At 51.9% G+C, this 13,956-nt stretch carries 14 protein-coding genes; 7 read left to right on the plus strand and 7 right to left on the minus strand.

The genetic code is table 11. The features are described 5' to 3' along the window. The first annotated feature begins 47 nt into the window (after positions 1–47). The 5 genes from ABIE29_RS19290 (at position 48) to hisP (ending at position 3,976) form a co-directional block, all read left to right on the plus strand. Positions 48–620 (plus strand): UbiX family flavin prenyltransferase, encoded by a 573-nt coding sequence (locus tag ABIE29_RS19290; RefSeq protein WP_429620372.1) that lies wholly within the window; start codon positions 48–50, stop codon positions 618–620. 297 nt (positions 621–917) lie between these two features. Then, positions 918–1,700: a histidine ABC transporter substrate-binding protein HisJ gene (gene hisJ / locus ABIE29_RS19295; protein ID WP_248944232.1), complete on the plus strand. Its 783-nt coding sequence runs from the start codon at positions 918–920 to the stop codon at positions 1,698–1,700. Between the two features lie 95 nt (positions 1,701–1,795). After that, a complete protein-coding gene (locus tag ABIE29_RS19300) occupies positions 1,796–2,482 on the plus strand; it encodes a histidine ABC transporter permease HisQ (protein WP_429620374.1) in 687 nt (228 codons plus the stop codon). Next, positions 2,479–3,186 (plus strand): ABC transporter permease, encoded by a 708-nt coding sequence (locus tag ABIE29_RS19305; RefSeq protein WP_429620376.1) that lies wholly within the window; start codon positions 2,479–2,481, stop codon positions 3,184–3,186. The genes ABIE29_RS19300 and ABIE29_RS19305 overlap by 4 nt, the downstream gene beginning before the upstream one ends. Before the next feature lie 16 nt (positions 3,187–3,202). Beyond that, positions 3,203–3,976, plus strand: coding sequence for a histidine ABC transporter ATP-binding protein HisP (hisP, locus tag ABIE29_RS19310; RefSeq protein WP_429620378.1), 774 nt, complete (start codon positions 3,203–3,205; stop codon positions 3,974–3,976). A gap of 262 nt (positions 3,977–4,238) precedes the next feature. On the opposite strand, the gene ABIE29_RS19315 is transcribed toward hisP, so the two are convergent. The 7 genes from ABIE29_RS19315 to ABIE29_RS19345 form a co-directional block, all read right to left on the minus strand. Then, positions 4,239–5,144: a TIGR01777 family oxidoreductase gene (locus ABIE29_RS19315; protein WP_429620380.1), complete on the minus strand. Its 906-nt coding sequence runs from the start codon at positions 5,142–5,144 to the stop codon at positions 4,239–4,241. A gap of 28 nt (positions 5,145–5,172) precedes the next feature. Continuing rightward, positions 5,173–5,550 (minus strand): dihydroneopterin triphosphate 2'-epimerase, encoded by a 378-nt coding sequence (gene folX, locus ABIE29_RS19320; RefSeq protein ID WP_429620382.1) that lies wholly within the window; start codon positions 5,548–5,550, stop codon positions 5,173–5,175. Between the two features lie 161 nt (positions 5,551–5,711). Continuing rightward, complete coding sequence (gene yfcG, locus ABIE29_RS19325) at positions 5,712–6,341, minus strand: GSH-dependent disulfide bond oxidoreductase (protein WP_429620384.1); 630 nt, start codon at positions 6,339–6,341, stop codon at positions 5,712–5,714. A gap of 553 nt (positions 6,342–6,894) precedes the next feature. Next, positions 6,895–7,164, minus strand: a complete 270-nt coding sequence (locus ABIE29_RS19330; RefSeq protein ID WP_429620386.1) for a hypothetical protein — start codon at positions 7,162–7,164, stop codon at positions 6,895–6,897. After that, a complete protein-coding gene (locus ABIE29_RS19335) occupies positions 7,157–7,615 on the minus strand; it encodes a hypothetical protein (RefSeq protein ID WP_429620388.1) in 459 nt (152 codons plus the stop codon). The genes ABIE29_RS19330 and ABIE29_RS19335 overlap by 8 nt, the downstream gene beginning before the upstream one ends. A 462-nt stretch (positions 7,616–8,077) precedes the next feature. After that, positions 8,078–8,401, minus strand: a complete 324-nt coding sequence (locus ABIE29_RS19340; RefSeq protein WP_429620390.1) for a cupin domain-containing protein — start codon at positions 8,399–8,401, stop codon at positions 8,078–8,080. Positions 8,402–8,427: 26 nt separating this feature from the next. After that, complete coding sequence (locus ABIE29_RS19345) at positions 8,428–9,594, minus strand: oligogalacturonate lyase family protein (RefSeq protein ID WP_429620392.1); 1,167 nt, start codon at positions 9,592–9,594, stop codon at positions 8,428–8,430. 430 nt (positions 9,595–10,024) lie between these two features. Here ABIE29_RS19345 and ABIE29_RS19350 point away from each other — a divergent pair, with 430 nt between their 5' ends. Both ABIE29_RS19350 and ABIE29_RS19355 read left to right on the plus strand, forming a co-directional pair. Further along, positions 10,025–11,590 carry an MFS transporter gene (locus ABIE29_RS19350; protein WP_429620394.1) on the plus strand — a complete coding sequence of 522 codons (1,566 nt, stop codon included), beginning with the start codon at positions 10,025–10,027 and terminating at the stop codon, positions 11,588–11,590. 89 nt (positions 11,591–11,679) lie between these two features. Continuing rightward, positions 11,680–13,743 carry a right-handed parallel beta-helix repeat-containing protein gene (locus ABIE29_RS19355; RefSeq protein WP_429620396.1) on the plus strand — a complete coding sequence of 688 codons (2,064 nt, stop codon included), beginning with the start codon at positions 11,680–11,682 and terminating at the stop codon, positions 13,741–13,743. Positions 13,744–13,956: the final 213 nt, after the last annotated feature.

Consider the following 13,956-nt stretch of genomic DNA (forward strand, 5'->3'; position numbering starts at 1 on the left):
CCTCTTCGGCTATCATTACGGCATATTTCCCGACAAAGGCCAACTTGATGAAAAGACTCATTATTGGTATTTCAGGCGCCAGCGGCGCTATCTACGGCGTACGCTTATTGCAGGTACTTCGTGGCGTAGAAGAGGTGGAAACCCATCTGGTAATGAGCAACGCGGCACGCCAGACGCTGGCGTTGGAAACCTCGCTGAACCTGCGTGACGTTCAGGCCCTGGCCGATGTGGTACACGATGCGCGTGATATTGCCGCCAGCATTTCCTCCGGATCGTTCAAAACCATGGGGATGGTGATTTTGCCGTGCTCAATCAAAACGTTATCTGGCATCGTCAACAGTTACAGCGATGGGCTGCTGACTCGCGCCGCCGATGTGGTGCTCAAAGAGCGTCGGCCACTGGTGCTCTGTGTGCGTGAAACGCCGTTGCACCTGGGCCATCTGCGGCTGATGACCCAGGCGGCGGAGATGGGGGCGGTGATTATGCCGCCGGTACCGGCCTTCTACCATCGTCCGCAAACCGTTGACGATATTATCGATCAGACCGTTAATCGGGTTATCGACCAGTTTGACGTCGAACTGCCGCAAGATCTCTTCACGCGTTGGCAAGGCGGTAATTAACTAATTCACCCTCAAATTTATACATTTGTGCAACATCGCACTGATTTAGTGCGATTGATGCATCATAATGATCCTGCTTCCCCATGCACTCTGTTTCAGTATCTTGTAGGTTTTCCATGGCGAAGCCCTAGTTTGCCGTTCATTTTGTGGTTCATTGTCTCTGGGAAGAGGTTTGAACAGAGCGTGGCCGTTCCCCGCGCTCGCTAACGACAAAGTGGCATGATTACTGCAGATCCTGTGTGTGATGAAAGTAATGCCCGTAGTGGCATCGGCAAAAATATCCATTTGAGGGTAATTATGAAAAAGCTTGTTAAAGTTCTCCCTTTAGTTTTGGCTTTGAGCGCGGTTAGCAGTGCATTTGCCGCATTACCTTCCACGCTTAAAATCGGTACCGACCCCACCTATGCGCCGTTTGAGTCGAAAAATGCGCAGGGTCAACTGGTTGGCTTCGATATCGATCTGGCTACCGAGCTGTGCAAACGCATAAATACCCAGTGTACCTTTGTGGAAAGCGATTTTGACGCGCTGATCCCTTCCCTGAAAGCGAAGAAAATCGACGCTATCATCTCTTCTCTGTCCATTACCGAAAAACGTCAGCAGGAAATAGCCTTTACCGACAAGCTGTTTGCGGCCAACTCACGCCTGATCGCACCAAAAGGCTCCAAGATCCTGCCTACCGTCGATGCGCTGAAGGGCAAAAGTATCGGCGTATTGCAGGGGACTACCCAGGAAGCCTTTGCTAACGCCAACTGGCAGCCAAAAGGCGTGACCGTGGTGCCTTACCAGAATCAGGATCTGGTGTATGCGGATCTGGCTTCTGGGCGTATTGATGCAGCGTTTCAGGATGAAGTCGCCGCGAGCGAGGGGTTCCTGAAACAGCCTCCAGGCAAGGAGTATGCGTTTGCCGGTGAGTCGGTGAAGGACGATAAATTCTTTGGTGTCGGCACCGGTATGGGCCTGCGCAAGGATGAAACCGAGCTGAAAGCGGCGCTGGACAAAGCCTTTGCCGAAATGCGCAAAGACGGCACCTACGACAAGTTCGCGAAAAAATACTTCGACTTTGACGTCTACGGCGGCTAATTCCTGTCGGTTACTCGCTATGGCTACAGGCCCGGTTTCCGGGCCTGTTCTGGCTGGAGTCTCACGGCGTGCTCAATGACGACAGGGTGACGTAAATGCTACAAGGTTACTCCCAACTGATATTTGAGGGGGCTCTGGTGACGCTGGAGCTGGCTCTCAGCTCCGTATTGCTGGCGGTGGTGATTGGTTTGATCGGCGCTGGCGGTAAACTGTCACAAAACCCTGTTATTTCGACGATCTTTGGTGCCTATACCACCTTGATCCGTGGCGTGCCGGACCTGGTGTTGATGCTGCTGATCTTCTACGGTCTGCAAATCGCCCTCAACCATGTGACGGAGTTTATTGGCTTCTCACAGATTGATATCGATCCGCTGGGGGCTGGCATCATTACCCTGGGCTTTATCTACGGAGCCTATTTTACCGAAACCTTCCGGGGAGCCTACCTGGCGGTGCCTCGTGGTCAGATCGAGGCGGCTACCGCCTTCGGTTTTTCCAACGGGCAGATTTTCCGCCGCATTCTGTTCCCGGCCATGATGCGTTTTGCGTTACCCGGCATCGGCAACAACTGGCAGGTGATCCTCAAGGCGACGGCCTTGGTCTCCATTCTTGGACTCAACGATCTGGTAAAGGCCACGCAGCTGGCAGGAAAGGGCACCTATCAGCCTTTCTTCTACGCCATTGTCGCAGGCTTGGTCTATCTGCTTTTCACCACGCTTTCCAACGGCGTGTTGCTGTGGCTTGAGCGGCGTTATTCACTGGGCGTCAAAAGGGCCGAACTATGATCGATATCCTGCATCAGTATTGGCAGCAACTGCTGTGGAGCGATGGCTATCGCTATACCGGTGTGGCGGTGACGCTGTGGCTGCTGATCTCCTCGGTGGTCATGGGCGGGCTGCTGGCCATCCCGATGGCGGTCGCTCGGGTTTCTTCCACCCGATGGGTACGCTACCCGGTGTGGCTGTATACCTATGTTTTCCGCGGTACGCCGCTGTATGTTCAACTGTTGGTGTTTTATTCCGGGATGTACAGCCTGGAAATCGTGCGGGGAACCGAACTGCTCAATGCGTTTTTCCGCAGCGGTTTAAACTGCACCATTTTGGCACTAACGTTGAATACTTGTGCATATACCACAGAGATTTTCGCCGGGGCCATTCGTTCGGTGCCGCATGGGGAAATTGAAGCGGCCAGAGCCTATGGGTTTTCCAGCTTTAAACTGTATCGCTGCATTATTTTGCCTTCGGCGTTGCGTTCGGCATTACCGGCGTACAGCAATGAAGTTATTCTGATGCTGCATTCGACCGCGCTGGCCTTTACCGCCACGGTGCCGGACCTGTTGAAGGTGGCTCGCGACATCAACGCGGCGACCTACCAGCCGTTTTATGCCTTTGGCATTGCGGCCGTGCTGTACCTGATTATCTCCTATACGTTGATCAGCCTGTTCCGCAGGGCGGAAAAACGCTGGATGGCACACGTAACTCATCGATGAATGACGGGGATCCACCATGCCTGAACAAAAATTAGCCGTCACCGAACTGCACAAGCGTTATGGTGACCATGAAGTACTGAAAGGGGTCTCCCTGGCGGCCAATGCGGGCGATGTGATTAGCATTATCGGGTCTTCCGGCTCCGGTAAAAGTACCTTTCTGCGTTGCATCAACTTCCTGGAAAAGCCCAGCGAAGGCTCCATCAGCCTGAATAATGAAAATATTCGCATGGTACGCGACAAGGATGGCCAGCTAAGAGTCTTTGACAAGAAACAGCTGCAGCTGCTGCGTACCCGCCTGACCATGGTGTTCCAGCATTTCAACCTGTGGAGCCACATGACGGTGTTGGAGAACGTGATGGAAGCCCCTATCCAGGTATTGGGGCTGAGCAAGACCGAGGCGCGCGAACGTGCGGTGCGCTATCTGGATAAGGTCGGCATTGATGCACGGGCGCAAATCAAATACCCGGTGCACCTCTCCGGTGGGCAACAGCAACGCGTTTCTATTGCCCGGGCGTTGGCAATGGAGCCGGAAGTGCTGCTGTTTGACGAACCGACTTCGGCGCTGGATCCTGAACTGGTGGGCGAAGTGCTGCGCATTATGCAGAAATTGGCGGAAGAGGGGAAAACCATGGTGGTGGTGACGCACGAAATGGAGTTTGCGCGCCATGTCTCCAGCCACGTCATTTTCCTGCATCAGGGGTTGATTGAAGAGCAGGGGCCACCTGCGGAGTTGTTTGGCAATCCTAAGAGCCCGCGTTTGCAGCAGTTCCTTTCTGGGGCGCTTAAGTAGCTTTTTCCCCTCACCCTAACCCTCTCCCACAGGGAGAGGGGATCGATCGAGTGGGCTGCAAATGCCGTGATTGATTTGGCTTAATGATCTTGGGCACCAACTTAGGGTGATAAATTTTCCCTCTACAAAAGAGGTGTCAAAAGGTAGATGTATTTTGGACAAGGGGTCGATCGAGTATGCTGTGATGACCTCTTTACTTCCAACAATGCAGGGGCTGACAGCTCCCTCTCCCTGTGGGAGAGGGTTGGGGTGAGGGGTGGTCTCAAGCCTGCTGATTGATCACATCATCCAGCGCCTGTTCCAGCTCAAAGAAACGGAAAACAAACCCCGCCTCTTCCAACCGTCGCGGCACCGCCCGTTGCCCCCCCAGCACCAACACCGCCGCTTCCCCCATCAGTAGCCGCATGGCAAAGGCTGGCGCACGCAAAAATGCCGGGCGATCCAGCACCTTGGCCAGGGTGGCGGTAAACTGTTCATTATGCACCGGATAAGGTGCCACCATATTGAATGGCCCACGCAGCGGAGAATTATCCAATAGGTAGATGATGGCATTGACCATATCGTCAATATGGATCCAGGGCAGATACTGACGACCATTACCGATCGGCCCACCTAACCCCATACGGAATGGCGGCAGCATCTTCGCCAGCGCCCCCCCTTTGGGCGACAAGACAACGCCGGTACGCAGCAGGCAGACGCGCGTGTAGCTACTTTGCGCCCGTAGGGCCAGAGCCTCCCAGCGTTGACACAGCTGATGGGTAAATTCATCGTGCGGGGGTTCTTCTTCGGTTACCACCGCCTGGCCCTGATCGCCATAATAACCGACCGCCGAGCCGGAAATCAGCACCGAAGGTGGCGTATTGCTGGCGGCGATCAGCGTGGCCAACCGCTCGGTCAAATCCCAACGGCTGCGGCACAGCAGTTCTTTCTGCGCCTTGTTCCAGCGCTTGTCCGCAATGGGCTCACCCGCCAGGTTGATCACGGCATCAAAGCCGTCCAGAGAACGTTGCTCATCAAGCGAAGCCCAGTAGCTGAGCCGATCGCCGAACTTATCCCGTGCCTTGGCGACGTTGCGCGTCAACAGGGTGAGTTCATGCGAAAGGTGCAGCAGTTGCCTGGTCAGGCTACTGCCGATCAACCCAGTTGCGCCGGTAATCAGGATCTTCATGGTCGGCCTCCCTGGTAGGGGGTGAGTGCTAAGCGGTTTCCCGTCGGTAACTCATGGTCATGGAAACCGAGTCGGCATAACGTAGGGCCAGCAATTTATCTATCTCTACTTCAGCATAGGTTACCCATGGATGTTGTTTCACTATGTCGAGCACATCCTGAGTTAATTTTTCCAGCAGCGCGAAGCGGTTGTCTTCGATATGGCGAATGATCGCCTTGGTGATGGTGCGATAGTTGAGGGCGTCGCTAAGGTCTTCACTGTTACGCGCCTTGTCTGCCGGGTAGTGAATTGCCACGTTGATCAGGACGTCCTGACGGTTGTTGATTTCTTCTTCCTTGATACCGATGAAGGTGCGTAACCGCAGGTTTTTAATACGGATAATGGCATCGGGTTGCTGGCATGGCATCAGAGATTCTCCGGAGGTCTGATTGTTTGTACTCAGAATACACGGAAAGTGAAGAAAAGATAATGTAGCCAGATGCTTAAAGAGAGCAAAGTGGGGGAGATCACACCGGTTTCCCCTCTCCGATATGTACACGATGCAAGAGAGAGGGGAGGAAGGCAACGTTAGGCTTGATCTGCCAGTTTGTAGGCGCGTTCCGTCGCCGGGCGGTTGCGGATGCGTTCAAACCAGTTGCGCACCGCAGGATAATCCGCCAGATCGATGCGCTGGCGTGGATGAGACACTACCCAGGGATAGGTGGCAATATCGGCAATGTTGTAGTTGTCGCCACCCAGATAAGGGTGCCGTTGCAACTCGGTTTCCAGCACGCCATACAGGCGTTTGGTTTCCTGCTGGTAGCGTTCTATCGCGTAAGGAACGGGCTGTGGAGCATAGTGATTGAAGTGATGATTTTGCCCGAGCATCGGCCCAAATCCGGCGACCTGCCAAAATAGCCATTGTAGCGTTGCTGCCCGTTCGCGCACCCCTTTGCTGAGCAGTTTACCGGTTTTCTCTGCCAGATAGAGCAGGATCTCACCTGATTCAAACAGGCTGATGGGAGCACCACCGTCAACGGGTTGTCGATCGACGATGGCCGGGATTTTGTTGTTGGGGGAGATGGCCAGAAACGCTGGTGTGAATTGATCGCCAGCACTGATATTTACGCGATGGATACGATAAGGTAAACCAACCTCCTCCAAAAAAAGGGTAATTTTGTGCCCATTGGGAGTCGGTGCGTAATACAGATCAATCATATAATAATACTCCTTATAAAACATCAAGATAAGATGAGCATGGATCAGGTGGTACGCTTGAGGCTATGCGAGCATCCGCATGGGCTCTATCGGTGGCCCTATCGCGGATGCAGAGGGTACTGATACAGCTTATACGATAGCGTGATGTTCGATCCAGGCTTTGGTCATGCGGAGTACTACAGATGGAGGGATGTGTATAAAGAGTCAACAATTGGTGATCCGCAATGTTATCTCCCCGGACCCAAAGAAAAAACTATTTGGCGCGGCTCCTGATAGAGTTTGCAATGCTTTTTCTCGTTTGAAACTATCACCGCTGCAAAGATTTATCCAGGCAAACGAAGAATAGGGGGCGCTGCCAAATTCCCATGACGACTTATAAACTTGAAGCGCAGCGCTAAGCTGCCAGCGAATCAAACAATTGTTTTTTTATGTGAGTATTTATTTACATTTTTTATATGTAATTAGCTTAAAATAGGCAAAAAATTGATTGATTATTGAAAAATAACATCAACGACCTCTACGAGATTTTCATCTCTCAGAGGTCGTTAACCAGTTAAGCTTTACCTGTTCCATTACAGGCTTGACAACGGTTGCCAGGTCCTAAAGCCGATATATTGAAAGACTCAAAGCCAATTGACTCGGCGAGTTTCTCCATGCTCACTGTTCTAGAATTGGACACCGTCACTGATAAATATGAATCGGTGTTGACATGTATTTGGAAGAAACCTTCAAATCCATTTGGACTGTCATGAGCCAACGACTTAAGGAATTCTCTCAGTAACTCATTGGTGTGACTGCTTATTTCAAAATTAATCTTAGACATTATTTAAACTCCCTCGTTTTTTACGCTCTTGTTCTAGACGTTCATAGAATTGCTCGGCAGCTCGATTTTCTTTAATTATACTTGAACCACTTCGTCCATCACCAATATCTCTGCAATTTTTTATATCTTCAAAATGCTGAATGAACTGCTCTGAAAATGTTCTTATAATTACAGCTTCATCAACTATCCCACCCTCGCAACATAAAGCAACCAACTCTAATGCATTGATGTTTTTTATAACATCAACAGATGTAGGGTTAACTGAGTCCACTTTGCTCAACTGAGAAATGTAATCCCAAATGGGTAAGATGATTTGTCTCTGACTTAACTGTCTCTGTGCTTCAGAATTTTTATTTGTGGACTTATAAGATAAACATGCTGTGATTAATGTTCCAATAGCACTAAGTGCAGAACAAATAACCGAAATTTTAACTAAACTCTCAATATCCATAATACATCCATATAATGATTGTTTTTCATGCTGAGAAATAGCACCTAAAGTATAAATGCCTCATAGTCTTTCCTGTTTAGGTTGAGTTATGATACTAGAATATTGTCCTTATACTTTCAATGTGCTAATCATTTAATTCTTGAAAAAATGCAATACTGTGCTACGTATCAAAATTATCTTAATTATTTCCCCACAGCAGTAACCACTTCTTGCATTCTGCATCAAATTTGTATGGGGTTTGGATCCTATCAGTACCCAATTACTTTTATGTATTCACGTTAATAATGTATTTTGTTTTAATATTTTGCGTGTGAATTTTATCTGTTTCTCGTCTGCGATCCGTTTGGCGGCAGATATATTGAGGGGGATGGGCAAGGTGGACAGGGTAATTTTCTGCAAGATGAGGGGTACAGCTTATCAGGTGCCAAACGCTCCCGGCATGATGGCTGGGAGCACTTGAGATTACTTCAGGAAATCTTCACGCTGTGGAGTGAAGGTATCCAGTAAGGTTCCTTCCTCCAGGCATACGCAGCCATGTACCACGTCGGGCTTTTTGTACAAGGTATCTCCGGCAGCTACTTCTTTGGTAACGCCATCGATGGTGAAGCTGAAGCGGCCGGAAAGTACGTAGGTCAGTTGCTCGTGCGGGTGGCTGTGCAACGGGCCGACAGCACCTTGGCTAAAGTTGACCTCCACCGCCATCATGGTGCCGCCATGGGCGAGAATGCGGCGTGTCACGCCGTTCCCTAAATCTTCTGGCGCACAATCCTGTTTGTAGATAAACATGGTTGTTCCTCAATCAAATAGTGGCATCAAGCAAAGAGATCTTCCGGCAAGCGGGCAAGATACAGCGCAGGTTCACCCTCAAAATCTGAGGTAAATAGCACTTGCCGGTTGTCCGGGGTAAAGGATGGATGCGGATGCGTTACCTGACGGTCGCCATTCAGTACGCGCCATGAGCTGTTATGCGCAGCCAGGCGTGCCTGACGCTGCTGTTTGGTATCGAACACGTAAAGCCACGGGTCGTTCTCAATGGTGTAGCCTTGTGCATCCTTGATATCGACCGGGGTAGCCGAGCCGTCGCCAACCAGCAGGCTGCCATCATAGTTACTCATCAGATGGGAACAGGCAGGCATACTCATTACCACCTCGTCCTGGCCGGTTTGCGGATCGTAACGGCAGATATTGCGCTGCTGCTGTCCTTTCATATAAGAGACGTACATCAGGGCCGAACCGTCCGGTACCCAGAATTCGTGGGTGCAGCTCTCGCCTGGCGCGTGATCTTTTACCTTACGCATATTGCTACCGTCTTCGTTGATCAGCCACATGCGGGCATCTACCAGATCGTGCGGCCCTTCGTGGCAGAAGGCGACACAGTCGCTATGGTATGGGCGATAGATTGGGTGGCCTAACCAGAGGCGGTCTTCATAGATCACGCGTGATCCACCGCTGGCCAGATCGACGCGCAGCAGGCGGCAATGCGGGTTTTTGGTGAAGAAGCTGTGGAAAATTTTCCAGTCGGTCAGAGGTTGCCAATCCTCACGATCGATCTCAATGCCCACCAGGCTGGTGCATTCGCTGTTGGCAACCCAGGTGCCGTAGCCAACCCACTCGTCAGGAACTCGATACACGGTTTGTTCTTGGCAGTTGCTTAACTCTACCCGTCGCAACTCACGCTCATTCTTCACGTAATACAGGAAACGATCGTCTGGGGATAAAAAACCGCCGAAGGTATTGTCGCCCGGGCCTTCGGTCAACTGCACCGCTTGCTGCAGTTGCAGATCCAGCAGGTAGTAGTTGCGGTTACCGTCAAATTCGCCCGCAAACAACAGCTTACTGCCGTCGTTGGTGAAACATTTCTGGTAGAAGTAGTTGCGGTGGCACAGCACTTCGGGCGGTGTCAGGCGGGTGAGTTGCGCGCCGGTACCGGCATCGGTTGTACGATGGAAATTGAACTGGTGGATTGAACCTTTAGCCACGATGGCCTCCCTTAGCCTTATCGATAAACCGCCGCTGTTCAGGCGACCCTTTAATTAAATAAAACATTGTTTCATAAATTTAGAAAAATAATATCAAAGTGACGAACCAGGCCAACCCGAACGGGTGATTTATGGGAGCTACATCGCATAAATCGTTGTTCTTTTCCCGATTGATGCCGGATAGCGGTTTTGCTCATAGCCAATCCGCGTGCCGCCGTTGCATGCTCGCCATTATAGAAAGGTAACGCCCGAACCATCCCTGAAGCTGGGACAGCGGCCAGATGCTGCCCGCGTTTTAAAGGTGATCAAATAAAATATCCTTATTTTTTATGTGACTTTCATCACAACATTATAACTCGCTCAAAAGTATAAAACATTATTCCTGTAAAAATGAAATTGCGGTTCATTATTTTGTTTGCGAGAAAAAACGATGACAACTAACGGTATTAACGCTCTGGGTAAGGGAAGAACGGTCAGGCTAGGGCATCAGTTGGCTTATGGCGGGGGTAACCTGCTGGGCAGTGGTGCGCTGGCAATCAGCGGTGCCTGGCTGCTCTATTTTTACACCACGTTTTGTGGGCTGACGCTGCTGGAAGCGTCATTCATCTTCTCGGTTGCGAGCGTCATCGATGCTATCAGTAACCCGGTCATGGGTTATCTGACCGATAATTTTGGTAATACCTGGCTCGGCAAGCGCTTTGGTCGGCGGCGTTTCTTCTTGCTGATTGGTGCGCCACTGATGGTCTTTTACCCACTGCTGTGGGTGGAAGGCTTCGGTTTTTGGTACTACCTCGCCACCTACGTGATTTTCGAACTGATTTATACCTCGGTGATGGTGCCTTACGAGACGCTGGCGACCGAAATGACCGATGATTTCGCCATGCGCTCCAAGCTGACCGGCTATAAAGCGATTTTTGGCAAGATGGCCAACTTCCTGGCGGCGTTTATTCCTGGACAATTTATTCTGCTCTACGGCAAAGAGTCGGCCCAGCCTTTTCTGTATACCGGCATCACCTACGGCGTGATCCTGTTTATTGCCATCACCGTGTTGTATCTGTTCTCCTGGGAGCGCAAGGATGAAGCAATAGCGGAGGTTAAGCATAAGAAATCGCTGCTCAAAACGTTGGCTTCATTGGTCAGGGATATGCAATCGACCTTCTACCTGCGGGTATTTCGCAAACATCTGGGCATGTACCTGTTCGGCTTCGGTGCGGAATGGCTGTTTGCCTCGGTATTCACCTATTTCGTGATCTTTGTGCTGCAATACGATCCCGCCATTCTGGCCGGATTGAACAGCCTGAATGCCATCCTACAGTTGATATCGACCGCTATCTTTATTGGCCTGTGCGTGAAAAAAGGCTTCAGTAAACCTTATTGCTGGGCGCTCGGTATCGTGATGTTTGCGGTCTGTTGCTACTCCCTGCTGCACTTCTTTAACCTGCCTGCGCATATTGCCACTGCTGCCATCATCGGCATCACCGTGATCTTTGGCCTGGGCACTGGTGGGGTGTATTACATTCCCTGGACGGTGTATACCTTCCTGGCGGACGTGGACGAAGTCTTTACCGGCCGCCGTCGCGAAGGGATCTATGCGGGGGCGATGACCTTCTCCGGCAAGATTATGCGTTCGATTATCGTCTTCACCATGGGGGCGATCCTCAGTTACTACGGCTTCCAGTCCAAGTCCCACACTCAGCCGGAAACCGCCATTACCGCGATCTCCTGGGTGTTCTTTGCTGGCGTGATCTTGTTGGCGCTGATGGCGATTGTCTTCAGCAGCCAGATGACGCTTAACCGCCAGACTCACCAGGTGGTGCTATACGAAGTGGCCCGCATCAAGGCTGGCGGCAAGATCGGCGATATCAAACCCGAAGTTCGCCTAGTGATTGAGAAACTGGTGGGGCTGCCCTACGAGCAGTGCTGGGGTAACAGCAAGATCTGCCAGAAGATGAATCTCACTCCCGAAATCTCTACCCCTGTGTTTAAACCGGCCTAACGGGCCTGATCTCCCCCAAAACCCAATGACTGGATCTTCTCGCCAACACGGCGGGGGGATCCCTACCTATTAAAAACAAGGAAAGGGAAATGAAGATCGTACCTCTGTCGTTATTAATTGCTTTGGCTAGCGTGTGTCATAACGGTGTCGCCGCACCGCTGCCTGCCGCTAATGAACTGGTTTGGCAGGCCATCGCTTTCGGCCAGTCAACGGATGTCAACTTTGCTACCAACGTGCTGCCGGAAAAAGTGGGCACCAATCAGGTGACGAGGGCCAATGGTAAACCGATGCAGGCCGGGCCGCTGAAAATGCCGTTCCACGTCGAAAGCCGGGGGGGCAAAATCGGCAATAGTCATGATGGCCTGACCTTCTACTACACGCGCGTTCCCGCCAATGCCAATGTGGTTTTGGAGGCGGAGGTGACGGTCGATCAGTTTGGCCCGGAAAATATGGCTCTGCCCGCCGGGCAGGAGGGGGCGGGATTGCTGATCCGCGATATCCTCGGCAAACCAAGATTGGAGAAGGTCCAGCAGGGTTATGAGGAGTTTCCGGCGGCATCCAACATGGTGATGAATGCCATCATGACGCAGGATAAAAAAGATCATCAGCGGGTCAAAATGACGCTGATTTCCCGCAACGGCGTGCTCAACTCCTGGGGCAATGCGGGCGTTGAGATCAAACGTGAAGGCTATCAGCCTGAAATCGATCTGCAGAAAACGCCAAGCTTCCGCCTGCGTTTGGCTCGCACGGATCAGGGGTTTACCGCGGCCTATGCCCCGCTGGGCAGCGACAACTGGGTCAGTAAAACCACCAACGATCCGCACCGTGTTACCAAGCTGGATCCTGAAGGTTACTACGTGGGCTTCTTTGCTTCCCGTAACGCACGCATTACCGTCAACCAGGCCAGCCTGACGCTCAGCGAAAGCCAGCTTCCGGCGGCGCAAGAGTTTGCGGTCAAAGCGATGCCGCTGCAAATCGAGATCGGTTCTGCGCCAATATCCGCCACGGATGATTACGTCTTCCAGCTACGCAGCAATGAGAGTGGCACTCTGTCGCTGAGCCAGGACGGCGTGGTCATTGCCGCAGAGCGTAAGGTCCAGGCCGGAGAGATGCTGGCGGTGAAGGTTGCGCTGAAGAAGGCGGAAACCGCGCTGGTTCACCATTTCACCGCGGCAAAAGGCAACGCTCAGAGCGACAAACTGCTGGTGCGCAAAGCGCGTTATGCCGACGCCGCTAATCTGTATGCTGCGCCACAGGGCAAAGCCGAAAATGACGGTAGCCAGCAGCATCCGCTGGATTTAGCCAGCGCAGTGCAACTTTTAACGCCGGGCGGCACACTTTGGTTGGCGGCGGGGGATTACCCCCTGGCCGTCATACCTGCGGTAGCCAGCGGCACCGCCACGCATGCCAAAAAACTCCGGCCTCTTGGGGATGGCGTGGTGCTGCACGGAATGGAGCTGAAAGCCAGCTATTGGGATATTCAGGGCATCACGGTAACGGAAAAAAGCCTGCGTATTACGGGCAGCCATAACCACCTTGACCGGGTGGTGGCACACCATGCGGATGATACCGGAATTGTCATTTCTTCCCCGGCCAACGCCGATCGGCCACTGTGGGCCAGCCACAACCTGATCACCCATTCCGAATCATACGCCAACAAGGATCCAGGTCTGATCAATGCGGATGGCTTTGCCGTCAAAATGCGTGTGGGTGAGGGGAATCGGCTAGTTGCCTGCTTCTCGCATGACAACGTAGATGACGGTTTTGATCTGTTTAACAAGATCGAGGATGGCCCGAACGGCAAGGTGATCATTGAGAACAGCGTCGCGCTGTGCAACGTCAATAACGGTTTCAAACTGGGAGGAGAAGGCTTGCCAGTGGCCCATCAGGTGACTAGCAGCCTCGCCATTGAAAACGGTATGGATGGGTTTACCGACAACTTCAACCCTGGCGCACTGCAAGTCACCAACAATACGGCGATTGATAACCAGAGGTTTAACTACATTTTCCGACCGGGCCCTTATACCACGCAGGATAAGCAGGGCGTATTCGGCGGCAACGTCTCGCTGCGTAGCAAGCCGGGAGAATATGCCGATGCGGTGGTGGGGAACATCGCCGACAACAATGCCTTTATGTTGTCAGCAGGGAAATGACCCTTCGTAGGGGCGCCGCATGTGATGAACCTGCGGCGTCGTTTTTGCCCTGGTGAAAACGGCATACATCACACAATCAAAAATTATTTTCATTTAAAATAAAACATTGTTTCAATTTTATTGATTGCGTCAGGAATAAGCGTTAGACTTGCGCCATCATGATGACAGGGGGGCAATATCGTTCCCCCTGTATGGCAGCAAGCTGCGGACACT

This window comes from Serratia sp. 2723, assembly GCF_050434425.1.
In the GTDB taxonomy this organism is placed as follows: Bacteria; Pseudomonadota; Gammaproteobacteria; order Enterobacterales; family Enterobacteriaceae; genus Chania.